The sequence below is a fragment of the Streptosporangium sp. NPDC053982 genome (assembly GCF_055585205.1).
In genome coordinates this window covers 1-21,204 of sequence record NZ_JBVJKQ010000008.1, presented here as the reverse complement: position 1 = coordinate 21,204, position 21,204 = coordinate 1, and the positions used below count along the sequence as shown (strand labels likewise).

At 72.3% G+C, this 21,204-nt stretch carries 16 protein-coding genes; 6 read left to right on the top strand and 10 right to left on the bottom strand.

Annotated elements, in window-relative coordinates:
* Window positions 1–71: 71 nt before the first annotated feature.
* The 4 genes from ACZ6W9_RS15540 to ACZ6W9_RS15525 form a co-directional block, all read right to left on the bottom strand.
* A complete protein-coding gene (locus ACZ6W9_RS15540) occupies window positions 72–644 on the bottom strand; it encodes a hypothetical protein (protein ID WP_470118241.1) in 573 nt (190 codons plus the stop codon).
* Window positions 645–1,016: 372 nt separating this feature from the next.
* The gene (locus ACZ6W9_RS15535; protein ID WP_470118239.1) at window positions 1,017–3,617 is read right to left on the bottom strand and encodes an FtsX-like permease family protein; all 2,601 of its coding nucleotides are present in this window, start codon (window positions 3,615–3,617) and stop codon (window positions 1,017–1,019) included.
* The gene (locus ACZ6W9_RS15530; RefSeq protein WP_362946925.1) at window positions 3,614–4,321 is read right to left on the bottom strand and encodes an ABC transporter ATP-binding protein; all 708 of its coding nucleotides are present in this window, start codon (window positions 4,319–4,321) and stop codon (window positions 3,614–3,616) included. Before ACZ6W9_RS15530 ends, ACZ6W9_RS15535 begins: the two co-directional genes overlap by 4 nt.
* The gene (locus ACZ6W9_RS15525; protein WP_362946922.1) at window positions 4,318–4,845 is read right to left on the bottom strand and encodes a PadR family transcriptional regulator; all 528 of its coding nucleotides are present in this window, start codon (window positions 4,843–4,845) and stop codon (window positions 4,318–4,320) included. The genes ACZ6W9_RS15530 and ACZ6W9_RS15525 overlap by 4 nt, the downstream gene beginning before the upstream one ends.
* An 88-nt stretch (window positions 4,846–4,933) precedes the next feature.
* On the opposite strand from ACZ6W9_RS15525, the gene ACZ6W9_RS15520 reads away from it, so the two are divergent.
* The gene (locus ACZ6W9_RS15520; RefSeq protein WP_389959770.1) at window positions 4,934–5,479 is read left to right on the top strand and encodes an FHA domain-containing protein; all 546 of its coding nucleotides are present in this window, start codon (window positions 4,934–4,936) and stop codon (window positions 5,477–5,479) included.
* A gap of 31 nt (window positions 5,480–5,510) precedes the next feature.
* Here the strand turns inward: ACZ6W9_RS15520 and ACZ6W9_RS15515 are convergent, their stop codons facing one another.
* Window positions 5,511–6,917 carry an MFS transporter gene (locus tag ACZ6W9_RS15515; protein WP_389959767.1) on the bottom strand — a complete coding sequence of 469 codons (1,407 nt, stop codon included), beginning with the start codon at window positions 6,915–6,917 and terminating at the stop codon, window positions 5,511–5,513.
* Between the two features lie 121 nt (window positions 6,918–7,038).
* Between ACZ6W9_RS15515 and dacB the strand changes: the two genes are divergently transcribed.
* Both dacB and ACZ6W9_RS15505 read left to right on the top strand, forming a co-directional pair.
* Window positions 7,039–8,601 carry a D-alanyl-D-alanine carboxypeptidase/D-alanyl-D-alanine endopeptidase gene (gene dacB / locus ACZ6W9_RS15510; protein ID WP_389959764.1) on the top strand — a complete coding sequence of 521 codons (1,563 nt, stop codon included), beginning with the start codon at window positions 7,039–7,041 and terminating at the stop codon, window positions 8,599–8,601.
* Window positions 8,602–8,959: 358 nt separating this feature from the next.
* Entirely contained in the window at window positions 8,960–9,946 is a 987-nt protein-coding gene (locus tag ACZ6W9_RS15505) for a CAP domain-containing protein (protein ID WP_362946915.1), read from the top strand.
* A 180-nt stretch (window positions 9,947–10,126) separates the two neighbouring features.
* On the opposite strand, the gene ilvC is transcribed toward ACZ6W9_RS15505, so the two are convergent.
* The 5 genes from ilvC to ACZ6W9_RS15480 form a co-directional block, all read right to left on the bottom strand.
* Complete coding sequence (gene ilvC, locus ACZ6W9_RS15500) at window positions 10,127–11,107, bottom strand: ketol-acid reductoisomerase (protein ID WP_362946931.1); 981 nt, start codon at window positions 11,105–11,107, stop codon at window positions 10,127–10,129.
* 39 nt (window positions 11,108–11,146) lie between these two features.
* Window positions 11,147–11,671 carry an acetolactate synthase small subunit gene (ilvN, locus tag ACZ6W9_RS15495; protein WP_179824903.1) on the bottom strand — a complete coding sequence of 175 codons (525 nt, stop codon included), beginning with the start codon at window positions 11,669–11,671 and terminating at the stop codon, window positions 11,147–11,149.
* A gap of 58 nt (window positions 11,672–11,729) precedes the next feature.
* Complete coding sequence (locus ACZ6W9_RS15490) at window positions 11,730–13,487, bottom strand: acetolactate synthase large subunit (RefSeq protein ID WP_362946928.1); 1,758 nt, start codon at window positions 13,485–13,487, stop codon at window positions 11,730–11,732.
* 277 nt (window positions 13,488–13,764) lie between these two features.
* Window positions 13,765–16,440, bottom strand: coding sequence for a putative bifunctional diguanylate cyclase/phosphodiesterase (locus ACZ6W9_RS15485; RefSeq protein WP_470118235.1), 2,676 nt, complete (start codon window positions 16,438–16,440; stop codon window positions 13,765–13,767).
* Between the two features lie 263 nt (window positions 16,441–16,703).
* On the bottom strand, window positions 16,704–17,612 hold the full coding sequence (locus ACZ6W9_RS15480; RefSeq protein WP_470118233.1) for a 2-hydroxyacid dehydrogenase: 909 nt from the start codon (window positions 17,610–17,612) through the stop codon (window positions 16,704–16,706).
* Window positions 17,613–17,694: 82 nt separating this feature from the next.
* On the opposite strand from ACZ6W9_RS15480, the gene ACZ6W9_RS15475 reads away from it, so the two are divergent.
* The 3 genes from ACZ6W9_RS15475 (at window position 17,695) to ACZ6W9_RS15465 (ending at window position 20,976) form a co-directional block, all read left to right on the top strand.
* Window positions 17,695–18,273 carry an IS607 family transposase gene (locus ACZ6W9_RS15475; RefSeq protein WP_470118231.1) on the top strand — a complete coding sequence of 193 codons (579 nt, stop codon included), beginning with the start codon at window positions 17,695–17,697 and terminating at the stop codon, window positions 18,271–18,273.
* Complete coding sequence (tnpB, locus tag ACZ6W9_RS15470) at window positions 18,270–19,718, top strand: IS607 family element RNA-guided endonuclease TnpB (RefSeq protein ID WP_470118229.1); 1,449 nt, start codon at window positions 18,270–18,272, stop codon at window positions 19,716–19,718. The genes ACZ6W9_RS15475 and tnpB overlap by 4 nt, the downstream gene beginning before the upstream one ends.
* Window positions 19,719–19,836: 118 nt before the next feature.
* Window positions 19,837–20,976, top strand: a complete 1,140-nt coding sequence (locus tag ACZ6W9_RS15465; protein WP_470118228.1) for a PQQ-dependent sugar dehydrogenase — start codon at window positions 19,837–19,839, stop codon at window positions 20,974–20,976.
* The last annotated feature ends 228 nt before the right edge of the window (window positions 20,977–21,204 follow it).

The following is a 21,204-nucleotide window of genomic DNA, read 5'->3' as shown; positions in this document are numbered from 1 at the left end:
CGTGCCCTCGCGACGCCTTCGCGTGAACCGGTACGGCCGGCGCCACCCTCCCGGCACCGGCCCCGGGCGGGTCACTTGATCAGGACGTTCGCGGCGACGACGAACAGGCCCAGCAGCATGCTCGCGCCGCCCGTCCGCAGGGCCGCCCAACGGGCGCGGCCGGAGACCCGCGCCGCCCACACCCCCAGGCCGAAGAGCGTGAACGCGTTGAGCACCAGGACCGCCTCGACCGCGATGTAGGGGTCCCACCACCGCAGGTGCGCCGCCAGGAGCGAGGCCACCGCAGGCAGCGCCGCCGCCACCAGCGGCCACTCCGCCAGCAGCGAGCGCGCCGCGTGGGCGAACGACCCGCCCGTCCGCGCCGGTTCAGCGATGGCGTGCGCGTAGGCGTGGGCCGCGGCCGAGACGAGCGCGGACACCAGGATCCACAGCAACTCGTAGCCGGGGTTCGGCGGGACTCCGGTCTTGTCGAGCGCCGCGGCCAGGCTGCTGGCCAGGACGGTCCCGTAGACGGCGCCGAACAGCGTCCGCCGGGACGGCCGGCGCCACAGGTCCCGCAGGAACGCCGCCGCGCCGGAACGGCCGGTGCCGGTGGACCCGGTACGGCCGGCGCCGGCCGCACCGGGTCCACCGGCACCGGCCACGCCGAACCGGCCCTCACCGCCGCGCGGACCGGACCGGACCGCGTCCCCCGGCCCGCCCACCGTTCCCGGGCCGCCTGTTTCTCCGGGCCCGCCGTCGGCCGCATCGGACGGACCCGTGTCCTCCGGCCCGCCAGGCGAGCCGGACGAGCCGGGCGGACCAGGCGAGCCGGACAGGCCGGACGGGCCGGGCGGACCAGACGGGCCGGGCCCGCCTGCCGGGCCGTCCGGCGGGTCGCCGGGAACATCGTGGGGCATCGTCTCGCTCGCCGCCGGGATCTGGTGATCGGAACCTCACCACCACACCTACCAGCCCGGACACCCGGCACGGCGTACCCTCGCCGCACCGGCCGGTCGTCCCTCGATGTCGAGAGGTCAGGTGATCCGGCGGGTCAGGATGACCCGGGTCCGGGTGAACGCCCCCGCGACCAGCGCCGCCAGCAGCGGCAGGCCGACCACCAGTGCGGTGAGGAACAGCCAGGGGAGTTCGACCGGCGGCAGCCGGTCGAGGAGCGACGGCGACGAGCCCGACGTCCAGAGGGGGTAGCCGTACGGCCTCGACGTCGAGGCCACCGCGACCCCGGCCGGGATCCCCGCGAGGGCGCCCGCCAGCGCGCCGAGAGCGGTGATGAACCCCGCCTGGCCGGCGACGACCAGCCGGCGGGTGCCGGGTTTCGCGCCGACCGCGGCCATGGTCGAAAGGTCCGGCCGCAGGTCGGCCGCGGCGAGGCCGGTGGCGGCGAGCGTGCCGCCCAGCGCCAGGACCGCCGCCGCCAGGAACAGCAGCGGCTTGACGAAGCCGTCCTGCTCGACGTCGCGCATGACGGTCACCTGGGATACACCGGCCATGATCGCCAGCTCCCGCTCCAGCTTGAACTCCTGCTCATCGGTGAGCCGGACGGAGGAGGGCGCGGCGTACAGCACGCGCGCCTCGGACTTCAGACCCAGGCCGGGCAGAGCGGAGGCGGGGAGCACCGCGACGGCGTGCCGGGGATCGGCGGCCCGCGCCACGACCGCGGGAACGGTGAGATCGTCCGGAACCTCGGGTCTCCGAGAGCCGAACTGAACGGCGGACAACCGCAGCCGCCCGTCGCGCACCATAGCGGGGTCGAACACCACGGCCCTGCCGGCGGAGAACGCCGCCGCCGCGACGGGGTCCCGCCGCCCCTGGACGAACTCCAGCAGCCGCCCACTCCCCACCGGCAGGCCCACGTTGAAGGAGTAGTCCATGTACCCGTCGCCCGGACCGTCAGGACGCCTGACCGAAAGCCCCATGACGGCCCCCCGGGCGTCCCGGGGCGCGACGCCCTCGATCAACGAGGTGCCGGGCAGGGCGCGCTCGATGAGCGTCTTGGCCTTGGCCCACCGGGCGTCGTCGAGACGTGCCCCGTCGACCTGCACGGTCCCGACCGGAACCATCGGGTGGAAAGCGTCGCGCCGTTCGGCGAAGTTGCTGTCGAAGGCGACGGCCGCCATCGTGAAGGCGGCGGCGGCCGTCATGACGGCCGCGACGGCCGAGGCGGTGCGGCCCCGGTTGCGGGCCGCGTCGCGGGCGGCCAGCCGCAGTGGCAGCGGCAGCGTCCGGGCGGTCAGCGCCGCCGCGCCCCGGACAAGCGAGGGCGTCAACGCGACCAGCCCCAGCAGGACGAGCACCTCTGCGGCGAAAACCCAGATTCTCTCCCTGTCCCTGATCGTGAGCGCGGTGGCCACGGCTCCCGCGACGACCAGGACCGCCCCGAGGATCGGACGGCCCGCACGGCCGCGCGCCGTGCCCCGGCGTCCGGCGAGCACCGCCGCGACGTCCTGCCGGGCCGCCCGTACGGCGGGCAGCAGGGCCGCCGTCACCCCGCTGACCGCCCCCAGCACGGCGACGGCCAGCACCGGCGCCCAGGGGATGTCCAGCGGGCCCACCTCGCCGATCAGCCGGCCCGCCTCCAGCGCGGCCGACAGCACCCCGAGCCCGACGCCCAGCGCCAGCCCGAGCAGCGCCGCGCCGCCGCCCAGCACCACCCCGTCGGCCGAAAGCACCATCCGCACCTGTCCCGGCGAGCCGCCCTGCGCCGCCACCAGCGCCAGCTCCCTTTCCCGCCGCCGCGCCCCCACCGCGAACGCCGGACCGGCCAGCAGCACCACCTCCAGCACACCCATCACCACGATCAGGCCGATGGCCACGACGTCGTCGGTGCTGTGGTAGCCGCTGGTGTCCCTGGCCGCGTCAGGGGACACGACGCCCAGGTCCGCCGCCAGCAGCGCGTTGACGTCCCGGGTGGTGACCGGCTTCGGGGTGTCGGCCAGCCAGCCCGTGCCGTTCCCGTCCCGCTCGTCGAACAGCAGGGTGCCCGGAAGGCCGATGACCTCCGCGCTGTCCGTCCGGTGCGGGTGCTCGACGACCCCGACCACCCGCATCGGGGTCAGCTTGAAGGTCACGGCCGGTGTCGTGCCGAACCGCGCGCCCCGCTCCTCCGCGCCGGGGGTCACCACGATCTCACCGGGCTTGGCCGGGAGGCGGCCCCGCAGCAGGCGGTACATCCCCTTCGTCAGGGGGTCGCGCAGGTCCAGCTCGCGCGCGGACACGTGCTCGTAGCCGCGCTCGCCCCGGAGGTCGGCGCTGCCGTCGTTCACCGGGATGATCCGGGCCCCGGGACCGAGCAGCCTCATGACCTCGGCCGGCGAGGTGGGCGTCCGTGCGTGGTCGTCGGGGTCGGGCGGCCCGAGTGTCGTGATCCGCAGGTCGGCGGCGCCGATCCGCGCGGTGAGCCCCTCCCGCGGGGTGATGTCCGCCGTCGCGGCGAAGATCAGGGCGAAGACGATGACCAGGACGGGCAGGCCGACCATCGTGACGATGAGGGCGCTGCGGCCCCGGGCCCGCAGCGCGTCCCGCCGGGAGATCCGCAGCGCCGCCAGGAACGCGGCCGTCCGGGAACGCGCCGCTCCCGCCGTACCGGCGCGGGCCATGACCGGTGCCGGGGCGCTCATCGGGCGCTCTCCAGCGGTGCGGCGGCGGTGTCGGTGACCCGGCCGTCGCGCAGGAAGACCACGCGGTCGGCCCAGGCGGCGTAGCGGGGTTCGTGGGTGACGAGCAGGACCGCCGCCCCGGCGTCGCAGCGGGCGCGCAGCAGTTGGAGGATGTCGTCGCCGGTCGGGGTGTCGAGGGCGCCGGTCGGCTCGTCGGCCAGGATCAGTCGCCGTTCCCCGGCCAGGGCGCGGGCGATCGCCACCCGCTGGCGCTGGCCGCCGGAGATCTCGTCGGGGAAGCGGTCGGCGACGTCGGCGAGACCGACCTCGGCGAGCGCCTCCAGCGCCTCACGGCGGGCGTCCCGGAAACGGACCCCGTCCAGCTCTCGCGGGAGCGTCACGTTCTCCAGTGCGGTGAGCGAGGGGATCAGGTTGAGGTCCTGGAAGACGTACCCGACGTGCCTGCGGCGCAGTGCGGCGAGCTCCCCGGCCGGAAGGCGGGGCAGCGAGACGCCCTCGACGACGACGTCGCCCGAGGTGGGGCGGTCGAGGCCGCCCGCGACGTTCAGCAGGGTGGACTTTCCGCACCCGGAGGGGCCCATCACCGCCACCAGTTCCCCGGCGTCGGCCGCGAGGCTCACCTCTGAAAGGGCCGTCACGGCTGCCGGGCCGTCGCCGTGCACGCGGCTGACGGCCGCGAGCCGGACGACCGGATCGAAACTCATGCTTGTCTCTCCTGCGTCTGGGGGGAGGCCGCGAGCACGGCCTCGCAGTGGTCGAGCCAGCGCTGCTCGGCCTCGGCCTGGAAGATCATGGAGTCGAGCACCAGCCGCTGGGCGGGGTCCTCGGCGCTCGCCCGTCTGGCGCGGGTGAGCCGCTGGAGGGTGCCCATGGTCGCGGTGCGCTGGGCCTGGATGATCGGGCGCACGCCCGTCCCGGCGGTGACCGCCATCGCGAGCTTGATGACCAGCTCGTCCCGGGGCCGGTCGGCCTGGGCCACGGGGGTGGCGAACCACCGCTCCGTCTCGGCCCGGCCGGCCTCGGTGATCGCGTAGACGACCCGGCCCTGGTCGTCCTGCTCGCCGGGGGCCACCAGGCCGTCGCGTTCCAGGCGGGCGAGCGTCGTGTAGACCTGGCCGATGTTGAGCGGCCAGGTCGCCCCCGTCGACTCCTCGAACTCCGCCCGCAACTGATAGCCGTAGCGGGGCCCCCGGCTGAGCAGGGCCAGCAGCCCTTGTCGGATCGCCATAGATACTGAGTATGCATACTCAGTATGGTCACGGCAAGAGATCCGCATATTCTGGACAGGTTCCGCCGACGGGGCGGATACTCGGGGGATGAGCTCGCCGCCTCCCCCGTCCCGCGCGTCCGATGGGGACCGCGACCGCGCCATCAACGAGCTCCGCGACCGCGCCGTCGAGGGCCGCCTCTCGCACGAGACGTTCCTCGGCCGGGTCGACATGGCGCTGCGCGCCCGCAGTCAGGGCGAGCTGGAGAGCCTGATCGCCGACCTGCCGCCGCGCGGCCGGCTGCGGCGGATGGTGACCGACGTCGTCGCCTCGGCGTCCGACTTCACCCGCCGGGTCGAGTCGGCCTGGCGGCGCCCCCGGCTGCCCCGCCTCGCGCTGCCCGGCGACGACCGCGTCCGCTACGTGGTGGGGCGGGGCTCGGCCTGCGACCTGGTGCTGGCCGACCTGACCGTCTCCCGGATGCACGCCGAGCTGCGCCGCGCCGAGGACGGCTGGATCGTCGTCGATCTCGGCTCGCTCAACGGCACCCGGCTGAACGACTGGCGTCTGGTCGGACCGGCCCTGGTACGGCCGGGCGACGTGCTGTCCTTCGGTGACTGCGGCTTCCTGGTGATCACGCCCCAGCCGGCCTGAACCGGATCATGCTCCGGCCGGCTCCGGTCCGTCATCCGTGCGCCGTGATCCCCGGCTCCTCCCCCGCCACGGCCGCACCGGCGGTGTCCGCCGCCCGCATCGTCTCGGCGGTGATGGGGTAGCGCAGTGTGAGCAGCACGCTGGCCCCGGCCGCGAGCGCGGGGATCAGCGCCCCGCCGTACAGGACGGCGTCGATCGCCGAGCCGGGCTGGGTCACCGCCTCCGAGGCGGCGGACTCCACGAACCCGGCCGCGCCGAGCAGCCAGCCCAGCACCAGCGCCCCGAGCGCGAAGACCACGGTCTCGCAGGCCGTCCACAGGCCGGTGAACACCCCGGCGCGGCGCCTGCCGGTGACCGACGCGTCGTGGACGATCACATCCGAGAGCATGGAGAACTGCAGGAGCTGGAACCCGGCGTAGCCGATGCCGACGAGGAGCACGCAGGCGTGCGTGTAGCCCGCGCCGAACCGGCCGGCGAGCGCCAGCGCGGCCGTGCCCGCGGCGAACAGCGCCGCCGACAGCATCATCGCGCCGCGCTTGTCGTAGCGCCGCGACAGCCACGTCCACAGCGGCATGGTGACCAGCAGCGGCCCGACCACGCACAGGAAGAGCGTGGTGGTCGCCCCGGGCGCGCCGAGGACGTAGGTGGCGAGGTACGGCGCGCCGGCCAGCAGGGTGCCCGCGGCGAACATCTGCGCGCAGCTCAGGGCGAGCAGGACCATGAACGGCCGGCTGGAGCGGGCCGCGGCGAACTGCGCCCGCAGCGACGGCTCGGCCTCGGCCCGGCCGGCCAGCGGGGCGCGGGCCGTACCGGCGACGGAGGCGAGCATGGACGCCAGCAGCACCGCGCCGACGACCAGGCCCATGAGCCGGTAGCCGCTCACCTCGGTCCCGGCGAGGGCGGGCGCGCCGGCCCCGGACAGCAGGATCGCCAGGCCCAGGAAGACCATCTTCCACTGGAGCAGCGACGAGCGCTCGTGGTAGTCGTCGGTCATCTCGGTGGCCATCGCCTTGTAGGGCACCTCGTAGAAGGCGTAGGCCGTGGCGGTGAGGAAGTAGCAGACGGTGACGTACAGCGCGGCGGGCAGGCCGGTCAGCGGCGGCCCGGCGAAGGTCAGTGCGAAGGTCACCGGAAGGGTGACCGCGCCCACCAGCATCCAGGGGCGGCGCGCGCCGAGCCGGGAGACCGTGCGGTCGGAGCGCTGGCCGACCCAGGGGTTGATGACCATGTCCCAGAGCTTGGGCAGGAAGGCCACCGCGCCGGCGATCCAGGCGGGGACCGCCAGCACGTTGGTCATGTAGAACAGCAGCAGCAGGCCCGGGACCGTGGAGAACGTCGCGGTGCAGACCGATCCGACCCCGTAGCCGACGCGCACCCCGCGCGGCACGGTGACGGCGGCGGCTCCGGCGGGGCGGGGGGTGGGAGCCGGTGTGACCATTGCCACATTCAACCCCACCCGCCACCGGCCCAACAGGGGTGAAAGATACGAATATTTCCGTATTGTCGGGCGGGCCGTAGGTGTCGATGATCTCCGCAGACGCCTAGCACCTGGAGCGACCGTGCGGCCCTCGCGACGTACCACCCTCTCTGTTTCGGCCCTCCTGCTCACCGGCCTCACCTGGGCCACGACCGGCTCGGCCGCCCCGGCCGGCGCCCTCGGACCGGCCCCCGGCGTGGTGGACCTGGTCAAGGACATCGACCAGATCCTCGGCGACGCCCGGCTCACGCCGGCGCGGGCGGGGGTGGTGGTCCGCAGCGCGGTCTCCGGCGAGGAGCTCTACGCCGTGGACTCCGGAAAGATCCTCACCCCCGCCTCCAACACCAAGCTGCTGACCTCCGCCGCCGCCGTGGAGAACCTCGGCCTGGACTTCCGCTTCACCACGAGCGTGCTGTCTACCGGCCGCCGGGCGGGCTCGGCCCTGGCCGGGGACCTCTACCTCAGGGGGACCGGCGACCCCACCATGCTCGCCGCCGACTACGACGCGCTGGCCGCCGAGGTCGCCGCCTCCGGGATCAAGGTGGTCACCGGCAGGCTGGTGGCCGACGACACCTGGTTCGACGACGTACGGCTCGGCACCGACTGGGCGTGGGACGACGAGCCCTACTACTACGCGGCGCAGATCTCGGCGCTGACCGCTTCCCCCGACACCGACTACGACGCCGGCACCGTCATCGTCTCGGTGGCCCCCGGGAGCGCCGGAAAGCGGCCCAAGGTCACCACCACGCCCGAGACGGACTACCTGAAGATCGACAACCGTGCCGTGACCGGCGCCGAGACCGACGTCACCATCGAGCGCCTGCACGGCACGAACACCGTGGTGATCACCGGCACCGTCGCGGACGAGCAGCAGGAGTGGGTCACCGTCGACGACCCCACGGGCTACGCCGCCTCGCTGCTGCGCGCGGCGCTGGCCAGGCACGGGGTGCGGGTGCTGGGCGGCACGGCCCGCGCGGCGGCCCCGGAGGGCGCGGCCGTCGTGGCCTCGCACGAGTCGATGACACTTCGTGAGCTGCTGGTGCCGTTCATGAAGCTCAGCAACAACATGCACGCCGAGATCCTCGCCAAGGCGATCGGGCGCAAGGTCTCGGGCGCCGGGACGTGGGGCGCCGGGCTCGCCGCGATCACCTCCTTCGCCAAGGCGAACGGCGTGACGACGCTGAGCCTGCGGGACGGCTCCGGCCTGTCGCGGATGGACGGCTTCACCCCGGGCGAGCTGACGCGCTACCTCGCCGCGCTGCGCGCCAAGCCGTGGTTCGACGCCTGGTACGGCGCGCTGCCGATCGCGGGCCAGGCCGACCGCATGGTCGGCGGGACGCTGCGCAACCGGATGCGCGGCACGCCCGCGGCCGGGAACGTCCACGCCAAGACCGGCTCGCTGACCGGCGTCACCTCGCTGTCGGGCTACGTGACCAGCGCCGACAACGAGCCGCTGGTCTTCTCCGTCATGCTCAACCAGTACCTGTCCGGAGCTCCCCGGGACATCGAGGACAGGATCGCCGTCCGTCTCGCGCAGTTCCGCCGCGACGCGCCGGTGGACACGGTCGTCCAGCTCAAGCAGACGCCGCAGGACGGGGACGCTCCGGAGCTGGAGTGCTCGTGGCTGAAGCCCGCCCAGTGCTGACCCGCCGTCCCGCCCGGCGCCGGCCCTCCCCGGCTCTCGATCTCACCCGGTGTGACCTGAGCATCCACCGGATGTGACCGTACGGTCCGCCGGAACCGATCGACCGGGAAAGATTTTCCCGCCCGCCGGGCCCCTGCCGCCGCCGTGTCCGCACGGCGGCGGCAGACCAGTTCAAGGGCATATTTTCGGACATATAGGAACGGTCCCAGACGCACCACTGATCACTTTGGTTTACCTACAACTCAAGATTTTGTCCGAAATTTCGTGACAGGGGCGTTGTGGCGCCGCCAGAATACGGGTTCGATCCAGCCTCGACCCCTCTGGAGGAATCGATATGCGCAGACCGCTGGGTGCACTCGTGTGCATTGGAACTCTGGCGGCCCTGAGCGCTCCCGTCGCCGCGAACGCGGCGGCCTGGCCGTCCTCGTGCGACGTCCACGCGGACCGGCCCGTCGTCACCGCCACCGGGAAGATCCACGCCTCCGCCACGCGGCTCGGCTGCCGCGACTCCGCCCTGGTGCGGATCCAGATCAAGCGGGCCGTCGCCGGCGCCGACCCGGTCGTCAAGAGCGGCGCGTACAAGGGCCGCAACGGGCGGGCCATCATGACCCTGCGGTGCGCGCCGGGCGTCTACTACACCGTCGTGCGCGACAACCGCGGCAACACCGACGTCTCCCGGGCGGCCAGGCTCTCGTGTGACGCCTCGACGCCGACCGCCACCCCCTCGCCCACGGGCACGGCGACTCCCACGAAGGCCCCGACGACGGGCCCGACGTCCGCACCCACCGCGTCGGCCACGCCCACCGCGGCTCCGACCGCCGCCCCCACCGCGACGGCCAAGCCCACCACGCCGGCCACTCCGCTGCCGACCCTGACCCCCGCCCCGACGGCCACGGCCACCGTCAAGCCCACTCCCAAGCCCACCCCCACCGCCTCCTCCCCCGGAGGCGCGGTCGGCACGGCCGACGAGAACGAGGTGCTGCGCCTGACCAACGCGGAGCGCGCGAAGGGCGGCTGCCAGCCGCTCAAGCACGACGCGCAGCTCCGCGCCGCCGCCTACGGCCACTCCGCCGACATGGCCGCCAAGAACTACTTCAGCCACACCTCCCAGGACGGCCGCAGCTTCATGGACCGCATCCGCGCGGCGGGCTTCACCGGCGGATCGGGCTGGGCGGAGAACATCGCCATGGGCCAGCCGACCCCGGCCTCCGTGGTCACCGCCTGGATGAACAGCTCGGGCCACCGGGCCAACATCATGAACTGCAAGTACACCCTCATCGGCGTCGGCGCGGCCAAGAACTCCAAGGGCCAGATCTACTGGACCCAGGACTTCGCCGCCCGCTGAAGGACGCCGTAAGGCCCTCCCCCTCTCCTCCTCACCTGGGCCGGGCCGGTTCCGTTCCTCCCCGCGGACGGCCCGGAGAGCGGAGGAGACGGCGACGCCCCCGCGGTCGGGTGACCGTCCGCGGGGGCGTCGCCGTACGGGGCGCCCCTCCCGGACAGCGGGTCCGGGAGGGGCGCGCCGCTACTTCAGCCAGCTCATCATCGGGCGGAGCTTGGCGCCGGTGGTCTCGATCGGGTGCTGGGCCAGGTCCTCGCGGTAGGCGGTGAACTTCTTCTGGCCGCTGTCGAACTCGTCGACCAGCTCGCGGGCGAACTCGCCGGACCGGATCTCCGCGAGGATGCGCTGCATCTCCTTCTTGGTCTCCTCCGTCACGATGCGCGGGCCGCGGGAGTAGCCGCCGTACTCGGCGGTGTCGGAGACCGACCAGTACATCTTGTGGATGCCGCCCTCGTACATCAGGTCGACGATCAGCTTCATCTCGTGCAGGCACTCGAAGTAGGCGACCTCGGGCTGGTAGCCGGCCTCGATGAGGGTCTCGAACCCGGCCTTGATCAGCTCGGAGACGCCGCCGCAGAGGACCGCCTGCTCGCCGAAGAGGTCGGTCTCGGTCTCCTCGGTGAAGGTGGTCTTCAGCGCGCCGGCGCGGGTGCCGCCGATGGCCTTGGCGTAGGACAGCGCGAGGTCCCAGGCGTTGCCGCTGGCGTCCTTCTCCACCGCGACGAGACACGGCACGCCGCGACCGGCGCTGTACTGGCGGCGGACGAGGTGGCCGGGGCCCTTGGGGGCGACCATCGCGACGTCAACGCCCTCGGGGGCCTCGATGAGGCCGTAGCGGATGTTGAAGCCGTGGCCGAAGAAGAGCGCGTCGCCCTCGACGAGGTTCGGGGCGACGTGGTCGGCGTACAGGTGACGCTGGATGTGGTCCGGCGCCAGGATCATGATCAGGTCGGCTTCCTCGACGGCCTCGGCCGGCGTGAGCACGCGCAGGCCGTCGGCCTCGGCCCGCTCCCGGCTCTTGGACCCCTCCGGCAGGCCGACGCGGACGTCGACGCCGGAGTCGCGCAGGGACAGCGCGTGCGCGTGACCCTGGCTGCCGTACCCCAGGACGGCCACGTGCCGGCCCTGGATGATCGACAGGTCGGCCTGGTCGTCGTAGAAGATCTCAGTCACTTGCTTAACCTTTCGGGTTTCTCGTACGGCTTACGCGGTCCGGTCCAGGGCCCGCAGAGAACGGTCGGTGATGGAGCGGGCACCGCGGCCGATGGCCACCATGCCCGACTGGACGAGCTCCTTGACGCCGAACGGCTCAAGGAGCCTCACGAACGCCTGGAGCTTGTCCGGGGTGCCGGTGACCTCGATCGTCACCGCGTCCGGGGCGACGTCCACGCAGCGCGCCCGGAAGAGGTTGACCAGTTCCAGCACGCTGGACCGGGTCTCGGCGTCGGCCCGCACCTTGATCAGCGTGAGCTCGCGCTGCACGGCCTGCGCCGGGTCGAGCTCCACGATCTTCAGAACGTTCACCAGCTTGTTGAGCTGCTTGGTGACCTGCTCCAGCGGCAGCTCCTCGACGTTCACCACGATGGTCATCCGGGAGATGTCCTCGTGCTCGGTCGGGCCGACCGCCAGCGAGTCGATGTTGAACCCGCGGCGGCTGAACAGCGCGGCAACGCGCGCCAGAACACCGGGCTTGTTCTCCACCAGCACCGAGAGCGTGTGCCTGCTCATGCCTTCCTCCTCGCCGGGCGTCTCGCCGAGCCGCCGTGCCTGTCCGTCAGCCCGCCGCTCACACCTGGTCCTCGCCGTCCCAGACGGGCGCCATGTCGCGGGCGAACCTGATGTCGTCGTTGCTGGTCCCGGCCGCGACCATGGGCCAGACCATGGCGTCCTGGTGGACCACGAAGTCGATCACGACCGGGACGTCGTTGATCGCCATCGCCTTCTCGATGACCTCGTCCACGTCCTCGGGACGCTCGCACCGCAGGCCGACGCAGCCGTACGCCTCGGCGAGCTTCACGAAGTCGGGGATCCGGCGGACCGTCTGCAGGTTCGTGTTGGAGTAGCGCTCGTTGTAGAAGAGCGTCTGCCACTGCCGGACCATGCCGAGGTTTCCGTTGTTGATGACCGCCACCTTGATCGGCACGCCCTCGATCGTGCAGGTCGCCAGCTCCTGGTTGGTCATCTGGAAGCAGCCGTCGCCGTCGATCGCCCAGACGACGGAGTCCGGGCGGCCCATCTTGGCGCCCATCGCCGCCGGGACCGCGAAGCCCATCGTGCCGGCGCCGCCGGAGTTGATGAAGGTGCCGGGGTTCTCGTAGCCGATGAACTGCGCCGCCCACATCTGGTGCTGGCCGACGCCCGCGGTGTAGATCGCGTCCGGGCCGACGAGCGCGCTCAGCCGCTCCATGACGTACTGCGGAGCCAGGGCGCCGTCGGCGAACGTCTCGTAGCCCAGCGGGTACGTCGAGCGGTAGGAGTCGAGCTGGGCCCACCACTCGGTGTAGTCGCCCTTGCGGTCCTCCTTGCCCACCGCGGCGATCAGCTCGGCGAGGACCTCCTTGCAGTCGCCCACGATCGGGACGTCCGCGTGCCGGTTCTTGGAGATCTCCGCCGGGTCGATGTCGGCGTGGACGACCCGGGCGTTCGGCGCGAAGGTCGACAGGTCACCGGTGACGCGGTCGTCGAAGCGGACGCCCAGGCCGATGATCAGGTCGGAGCGCTGCAGCGCCCCGACGGCCGGCACCGAGCCGTGCATGCCCGGCATGCCCAGGTGCTGGCGGTGGCTGTCGGGGAAGGTGCCGCGCGCCATCAGCGTGGTGACCACCGGGATGCCGGTCAGCTCGGCGAACTCCCGCAGCTCCTGCGCCGCGCCGGCCTTGTGGACGCCGCCGCCGACGTACAGCACCGGCCGCCTGGCCTCCACGATCAGCTTCGCCGCCTCGCGGATCTGCTTGGAGTGCGGCCGCGTCACCGGGCGGTAGCCGGGGAGCTGCATCACCGGCGGCCACTGGAACTCCGTCGTGGCCACGAGGGCGTCCTTGGAGATGTCCACCAGGACCGGCCCGGGACGGCCGGTCGAGGCGATGTGGAACGCCTCGGCGATCGTCCGGGCGATGTCGGCCGGGTCGGTGACCAGGAAGTTGTGCTTCGTGATCGGCATCGTGATGCCGGAGATGTCGGCTTCCTGGAACGCGTCGGTGCCGATGGCGGCGCTGGCCACCTGGCCGGTGATCGCGACCATCGGGACCGAGTCCATGTAGGCGTCGGCGATCGGGGTGACCAGGTTGGTCGCGCCCGGACCGCTGGTGGCCATGCAGACCCCCACCCTGCCGGTGGCCTGCGCGTACCCCTGGGCCGCGTGCCCGGCGCCCTGCTCATGCCGTACGAGCACGTGACGGACCTTGGCGGAGTCGTAAAGGGGATCGTAGGCGGGAAGGATCGCGCCGCCGGGGATCCCGAACACGGTGTCGACCCCGACGTGCTCCAGCGCCCTCACCAGCGCCTGGGCTCCTGTCATCTGCTCGGTCATCGGCTCGTTCCTCATGTGGCTGAGCGGGATGTATGGCATAAAAAAGGCCCCATCCCACCTTGCCGGGCGGGTCTGGGGCGGCGCGCAGGTCGAAGTGCTTCGCTTATCGGCCTGCGCGCCGGCGAAGTACTACGAGAATCCCACGGTGATGCATGGGTCCCACCATGGCCGACATTGCGGCCCCGCGTCAAATTGGTGGGACGGGTGTCTCAGGATCCGAGATGAAATTCCGGGCAGGAGAGGCCCATGGGACGGCCGCGCCGTACGGGACGCCTGCTGTACGGCACGGCCCTCAGACGGCGCTGTGCAGGCCCGCGGGCATGAGGTCGTCGATCCCCCGGGCGTCCATCGGCCGCGCCACCAGGAAACCCTGCCCCCGGGTGCAGCCCATCTCGCGCAGCAGGTCGAGCTGCTCGGGCCGCTCGATGCCCTCCGCCACCACGATCAGCCCCAGGTCGTGGCCGAGCCGTACGATCGTGCGGGTCAGCAGGGTCAGCGTCTCGTCGGCGCCCAGCCCGGACACGAACGACGGATCGATCTTGATCATGTCCACCGGGAGCTGCCGCAGCAGCGCCAGCGAGGCGTAGCCCGTCCCGAAGTCGTCGATGGCCAGCCGCACCCCCAGCTCACGCAGCTCCGACAGCCGCGTGAGGGTCTCCTCGGCGTCCTCGACCAGCATCTCCTCGATGACCTCCAGCGACAGCGCGCTGGGCGGCAGGCCGCTCTCGGCGAGCGCCGACTCGACGGTCTCGACGAACCTCGGGGCCATGATCTGCCGGGCCGACAGGTTGAGCGACAACCCGATGTCCCAGGAGGACGCCCGCCACGCGGCCACCTCCCGGCAGGCCCGGCGCAGGATCCACTCGCCCAGCGGGACGATCAGCCCGGTGTCCTCGGCCGGGCCGAGGAACCGCTCCGGCGGCACGAACGCGCCCTCCCGCCACCAGCGCACCAACGCCTCCACCGCGGTGACGCGCGAGGTCGCCAGATCCACCATCGGCTGGTACTCGATCGCGAACTGGTCCTCCAGCAGCGCCCGCTGCAGGTCCGCCGCCAGCTCCAGGCGGCGCACCACGTCGGCGTGCATGTGCGCGGCGAACACCTCCACCCGCGGCCCGCCGATGTCCTTGGCCCGCGCCATCGCCACGTCCGCGTTGCGGATCAGGTCGGCCGAGGACACCTCCTCGTCGGCGAAGGCCACCCCGACGCTCGCGGTCATCGCGATGTCGCGGTCGGCCACCCGGAACGGCTCGGCGGAGACCGCCCGGACCAGCCGCTCGGCGAGGTCCACCGCCGTCTGGGCGTCGCCCGCCACCTCCAGCAGCACCGCGAACTCGTCGCCGCCCCACCGCGCCAGGGTGTCGTCGGCCCGTACGGCCGCGCGGAGCCTGCGGGCCGCCTGCCCCAGGAGGTAGTCGCCGCTGGCGTGACCCACCGAGTCGTTGACCGCGGTGAACCCGTCCAGGTCCAGGAACACCACGGCGACGCTGTGGCCCCCGGGACGGGCCAGCACCTCCCGGGTGCGCTCCTCGAAGTAGGAGCGGTTGGGCAAACCGGTGACGCCGTCGTGGAACGTCAGATGGGCCACCTGGTTGCGCAGCGCCTCCTGGCCGCTGACGTCGCGGGTCGTGACCAGCAGGAGGTCCTCGCCCCGGGAGTGGCGGGTGGCCACCGACTCGGTGGGCCGCCAGGTGCCGTCGGCCGCCCGCACCCGGCACCCGATCATGCAGGTGCCGCCGCCCTCGGCCCGCTCGTCCTCCAGACTCATCGCGCGCAGCGCCATCTGGATGCCCGGGACGTCCTCCGGATGGATGTAGTCGAAGATCGACCCGCCGACCATGTCCTCGGGACGGTAGCCGTAGGTGACCTCCACCCCCTCGCCGATCTCCCGCACCACGCCGTCGTGGTCGCACAGCAGGACCACGTCGCCGGTGCTCTCCGCGAGGTCGTGCAGCTGCCGCTCACCGAGATCCATCAGGCGCCGCATCCGGCCGGCGTCGGCCAGCATCACGAACAGCCTCACCACCAGGACCGCCACGACCGACGCCGCCACCAGCGCCGGTACGGCGAGCGGCCCCGCCACGCCCCCGCCCAGCATCCGCAGGACCAGGGCCACGGTCGCCACGAGCACGAGGATCAGCGGCACCGCCGCGATCAGCGAGGAAGCGGCCTGCGCACCCGCGCCTCCGTCCACGTCCGGGTCGTCCTCCTCGCCCGAGGCGCCGGGAGCACGCGCCATACGGCGGCACCACGGGACGGCGGCGAACAGCAGGAAGGCCACCGGCGCGAGCCAGAGCCCGAGCGGCGACGGATCGTCGCCCGTCATCCGGGTCAGCGCGCCCGCCGTCTCCGTGGCGGTGAGCGCGGCCAGCAGCCCCAGCGCCGCCAGGCCGACCGGCCCGGCGGACTTCCGGGCGGGCAGCACCGCGGGCCCCACCGCGCAGGCGAAGGCCAGGCAGAGCACCGGCGAGGCCAGGGACACCGCGAAGACGCCCGGCCCCCCGGAGTCGTGGTAGGCCGGTCCGAGCAGGGCGACCCAGCCGACCAGGAATATCGAGGCGGCGCTCACATAGGCGTCGGACGCGTCACGCAGCGACGCCCGGCCGTACGCCGGGCGGACGGCGCACAGTCCCGTGCCGATGGAGAGCATCGCCGTACCGGCCAGGACCAGCAGGTCGGCGAAGCTCACCGCGAACGGCGTGCCGTCCGCGATCGGCCGCACGCCCGCCCCGGCCAGCCAGGTTGCCGCGCCCCCCGCCAGCCAGCGCCAGGCACGCGCCTCGCGCCGGTCGGCGATCCGGAGCACCGCCATGACCAGTGACACGACGGCGACCGCGGCGGCGGCGACACCCGCCACCGCCCCGGCGACCGCGGCCGAAGCGCCGCCGACGAGCGCGGCGGCCAGTCCCACCGCGCCGAACCCGGCGACCACTGCCGGCGGCACCCGGGGGTCACGCCAGCGGATCAATGTCGTCTGCCCATCGGTGTCGTCTCGCCCTGCCTCCGCGGCGTTCCCTTGGCCGCCGCTCCAGCGTCGCCGCTGTCACCACGTCATCCTTCGTCCTCCGCCCGAACGGGGCGGCACACGACCAGTCTGTGCTCTCCGGTCGGCGCGGATGGTGACAACGCCGTAGTCGTCACCGATCTGATAACCATGAAACGATCGAGATCGCGTCATCCACGGTAGGCGGCGGAGGTCACGAGGCAGCCACGGGCGGATTCCTTTCCCGGTCAGTACGGGCCGGTGATCACGTTCTTCAGCGGCTCCCCCGCCAGATACCGCAGAAGCTGCGAGCGGAGCAGCCGCAGCGTGCGCCGCCCGGAGGCCGGGGTGCTGCCCGCGACGTGCGGGGTGACGAACACCCCGGGGGCCGTCCACAGCGGATGCCCGGGAGGCAGCGGCTCGGGGTCGGTGACGTCGAGCGCGGCCCGGATCCGGCCCCGGCGCAACTCGGCGACGAGCGCACCGGTGTCCACCACCCCGCCCCTGGCCGCGTTCACCAGCACGGCGCCGTCCTTCATCGCCGCCAGGAACGCCGCGTCCACCAGGCCCGCCGTCTCCGGAGTGGACGGCACCAGCAGCACCACCACGTCGGCCCGGGGCAGCAGCTCCGGCAGCTCGTCCTGACCGTGCACGCCGTCCCGCGCGGTCCTCGCCACCCGGACGACGTCCACCTCGAACCCGTCGAGCCTGCGCTCCAGCGCCTCACCGATCGAGCCGTAACCGACGATCAGCACCGTGGAGTCGGCGAGCACGCCCGTATGGTGGTAGGCCCACTCCCCCCGCCGCTGGGCGGCGGCGAACTCCGGGAAGTCCCGCAGCACCGCGATCATCGCACCCACCGCCCACTCGGCCGTCCCGGCGTCGTGCACCCCCCGCGCGTTGCACAGCACCGCGCCCTCGGGCAGATGCGGCCGGTACGTCTCCACCCCCGCCGTGACGGTCTGCAGCAGACGCAGCCCCGTCATCCGGCCCAACAGCCCGGCGACGTCCGGCACCGGCATCAGCGGGGGTATCCAGACCTCCACCTCCTCCGCTCCGGCCGGGTGGGGACCGGTGCCGTCATAGACGACGCACTCCACCTCGGGCAGATCACACAGGACGTCGGCGGCGGCTCGGGAGGGGACCCAGATCTTCATGTCCCGCATTATCCAGGGGGTTGGCAACTGCTCAAAATTTTATAGACAAACATGGTCATGCATAGTCGTGTATCATGGATTTGTGAAGCTTTCGGAGTGGGCGCGCCAGCAAGGCGTGAGTTATCAGACCGCCTGGCGATGGGTAAAGGACGGCAAGATGCCTGTACCCGTCCGCCAGGCGCCCTCCGGCACGTGGATCGTCGAAGAACCGCTCAAGCACGTTGCCGGCCATGTGGTCGCGTACTGCCGGGTTTCGTCGGCGGATCAGAAACCAGATCTTGACCGGCAGATCGCCCGCGTTGTCACCGAGGCCGCAAAGCGTGGCCTGCCGGTGGGCGAGGTCGTCACTGAAGTCGACTCCGGCTTGAACGGCAAGCGCCGCAAGTTGCACCGCGTTCTGTCCGACCCGCGAGCCACCGTGATCGTCGTGGAACACAAAGACCGCCTCGCCCGGTTCGGTGTCGAGCACCTGCAAGCCGCCCTGTCCGCAACCGACAGGAAGCTGATCATCCTCGATCCGGAGGAGACCACCGACGACCTGGTACGCGACATGACCGACATGCTCACCTCCATGTGCGCCCGCCTGTACGGGCAACGGGCGGCGAAGAACCGTGCCGCCAGAGCCATCGCCGCAGCAACCGCGAACGAAAGCCAACAATGAAATTCGAGCCGCAGCCCGGTTTCGTGGTCCAGGCATATCGGTTCGCCCTGGACCCGAACGCGACTCAGGAGGCCGCGCTGCGTTCACACTGCGGCGCGGCCAGGGCCGCCTACAACTGGGCCGTGTCCTGGGTGACGTCCTGCTGGTGGCAGCGCAAGGCCGAGGAATCGTACGGCGTTGCCGAGGCCGGGCTGACGCCGTGGCGGCCGTGGTCGCTGCCCGCGCTGCGCAAGGCGTTCAACGAGGTCAAGCGGACCGACTCGCGCTTCGCCGGCTGGTGGAGCGAGAACTCCAAGGAGGCGTACAACACCGGTCTGGCGAACGCGGCGGCGGCGTTCGACAACTACGCGAAGTCAAAAAGCGGCAAACGTCAGGGCGCCCGGATGGGGATGCCGCGTCGTAAGTCGAAGCGTAAGGCGCGGCTCGCCTGCCGGTTCACCACCGGTACCATCCGCGTCGAGCCTGACCGCCGCCATGTCACCCTGCCCCGGCTGGGCACCATCCGCACCCACGAATCCACCCGCAAGCTCCAGCGCCGCCTTGGCAACGGGACCGCCCGCGTCCTGTCGGCGACGGTGCGCCATGAGCGGGGACGCTGGTTCGTCTCCTTCCAGGTGGAGGTCAAGCGAGAGATCACCCGCCTGGCCCGGCCCGGTGTGGCCGTGGGGGTGGACCTCGGGGTGAAGGTGCTGGCGGTGCTGGCCGACAGCGCCGGAAAGATCCGCTACGTGCCGAACCCGGCGCACTACGACGCCGCGGTGAAGACGCTCAGGCGGTCATCGCGCCGGGTGTCGCGCCGCCGGGGGCCGGACCGGCGCGCCGGGCAGATGCCTTCGCAACGCTGGCTCAAGGCCAACGCCGAACGCAACCGGGTGCACCACCGCGTGAGCAACCTGCGCACTGACGCGCTGCACAAGCTCACCACCGGCATTCGCGCCGAGTACGGCACAGTGGTGGTGGAAGACCTGAACGTCGCCGGGATGCTCCGCAATCGGCGTCTGGCACGCAAGATCGCTGACGCCGGGTTCGGGGAGATCCGGCGCCAGCTCGCCTACAAGGGTCAGTGGGCAGACGGCCGCACCGTCGTGGCGTCGCGCTGGTATCCCTCCTCCAAGACCTGCTCGGGCTGTGGCGCGGTGAAAGCCAAGCTGCCGCTGCATGTTCGAGTGTTCGACTGTGACGGCTGCCCCCTTGTGATGGACCGGGACGAGAACGCAGCCCGAAACCTCGCCGCTCTCGCGGCGAGGTGCACCACTGGTACCGGAGTGGCCGGAGACCAGGGAGCGCGAGCTCCGAAACCGCGTGGAGCCGACCGCAAGACCCGCGCCACCACCCGTAGCCGCAAGGCCACGGGTGGGCGGGCAGGTGGCGCAGAACCGGCCCATGGCCGGAAGGAACCGCGAGACCGTACTCAGGACACCGAAGCGCAGCCCGCGCTCTGGTGACACCGTGACGGACCTTCCGGGCCGTAATGCCCGGATTGCTGATATCCGACTACGGAATCAGCAACGGTCGTTCCGGAACCTCTTCGGGTATGCAGCCGTATTGACGGAGGAGGTAATCATGATCCGCTTCGCACGCTCGGCCCTCGTCGTGGCCGTCACCTCGGGGGCCGTCCTGGCGGCCGGCTGTTCCGCGGCCCCGGCCGAACGCTCCTCCGGCCCGGCCCCGCAGAGCACTCGGAGCACCCCGGGCACCCGGAGCACCCCGGACGGCCAGGGCGCCCAGAGCCCCCGGGACTCCCCCGCCGGTGAACCGCGCACCCTCGCCGAGAACCTCGCCGTCCCCTGGGGCATCGCGTTCCTGCCCGGCGGCGACGCCCTGGTGACCGAACGCGACACCGCCCGGCTGCTGCGCGTCACCCCCGCGGGCAAGGTCACCCAGGCCGGCCGGATCGACGGCGTCAGCCCCTCCGGCGAGGGCGGCCTGCTGGGCGTCGCGGTCTCCCCGGCCTTCTCCGACGACCACCAGGTCTTCGTCTACTTCTCCTCCGCCCGCGACAACCGGATCGTGCGCTACCGCTACGACCGCGAACTGGCCGACCCCACGGTGATCCTCGACGGCATCCCCCGGGGCGGCATCCACAACGGCGGCCGCCTGGCCTTCGGCCCGGACGGTTACCTGTACGCCAGCACCGGCGAGACCGGGAACCAGTCGCTGGCGCAGGACCTCGGCTCCATGGGCGGCAAGATCCTGCGCATGACGAAGGACGGCAAGCCCGCGCCCGGCAACCCGTTCGGGAACGTGATCTGGAGCTACGGCCATCGCAACGTCGAGGGCCTGGCGTGGGACCGTTCCGGGCGGATGTACGCCAGCGAGTTCGGCGCCGGATCCTTCGACGAGATCAACCTCATCAAGAAGGGCGCCAACTACGGCTGGCCCGAGGTCGAGGGCACCGGCGGCGGCTCCCGCTTCACGGATCCGATCGTCACGTGGCCCACCTCGGAGGCGTCCCCCTCCGGCCTGGCCTACGCCGGCGGCTCCCTCTGGGTGGGCGCCCTGCGCGGCCAGCGGCTCTGGCGGGTCCCCCTGAACCCGGACGGCACCGCCGGCAAGCCCGTCCCGCTCTTCGAGGGCCGGTACGGCAGGCTCCGGGCGGTCGCCACGGCACGGGACGGGTCACTGTGGTTCGGCACCAGCAACAAGGACGGCCGCGGCTCCCCCCGCCGCGGCGACGACCGCCTCCTGACCCTGAAGCCGTAGCGCTTCTCCCTCACGCAGGCTGGAACTTTTCACTCTGCGGATGGCTCGGGCGGGTCCCTTCTCTCACGCTGGGGCTTTTCGCGTCTCTGGACGTTTCCCCGGGTTCGGACGGGTCCACGCTTGTCGGGCCGGGCGGTGGCGCGCGCTGCGGTGGGTGGGTGTTCCGGCCCTCTTCGGGCCTGGGGCTTTCGCGTCTCTGGACGTTTCCCCGGGTTCGGACGGGTCCAC

What these genes read in the sequence shown, in the direction of transcription:
- tnpB (WP_470118229.1), top strand. Translation starts at nt 18,270, where the DNA reads ATGAAATTCGAGCCGCAGCCCGGTTTCGTGGTCCAGGCATATCGGTTC.
- ACZ6W9_RS15465 (WP_470118228.1), top strand. Translation starts at nt 19,837, where the DNA reads ATGATCCGCTTCGCACGCTCGGCCCTCGTCGTGGCCGTCACCTCGGGG.
- ACZ6W9_RS15515 (WP_389959767.1), bottom strand. Translation starts at nt 6,917, where the DNA reads ATGGTCACACCGGCTCCCACCCCCCGCCCCGCCGGAGCCGCCGCCGTC.
- ACZ6W9_RS15530 (WP_362946925.1), bottom strand. Translation starts at nt 4,321, where the DNA reads ATGAGTTTCGATCCGGTCGTCCGGCTCGCGGCCGTCAGCCGCGTGCAC.
- ACZ6W9_RS15525 (WP_362946922.1), bottom strand. Translation starts at nt 4,845, where the DNA reads ATGGCGATCCGACAAGGGCTGCTGGCCCTGCTCAGCCGGGGGCCCCGC.
- ACZ6W9_RS15520 (WP_389959770.1), top strand. Translation starts at nt 4,934, where the DNA reads ATGAGCTCGCCGCCTCCCCCGTCCCGCGCGTCCGATGGGGACCGCGAC.
- ACZ6W9_RS15535 (WP_470118239.1), bottom strand. Translation starts at nt 3,617, where the DNA reads ATGAGCGCCCCGGCACCGGTCATGGCCCGCGCCGGTACGGCGGGAGCG.
- ACZ6W9_RS15480 (WP_470118233.1), bottom strand. Translation starts at nt 17,612, where the DNA reads ATGAAGATCTGGGTCCCCTCCCGAGCCGCCGCCGACGTCCTGTGTGAT.
- ilvN (WP_179824903.1), bottom strand. Translation starts at nt 11,671, where the DNA reads ATGAGCAGGCACACGCTCTCGGTGCTGGTGGAGAACAAGCCCGGTGTT.
- ACZ6W9_RS15490 (WP_362946928.1), bottom strand. Translation starts at nt 13,487, where the DNA reads ATGAGGAACGAGCCGATGACCGAGCAGATGACAGGAGCCCAGGCGCTG.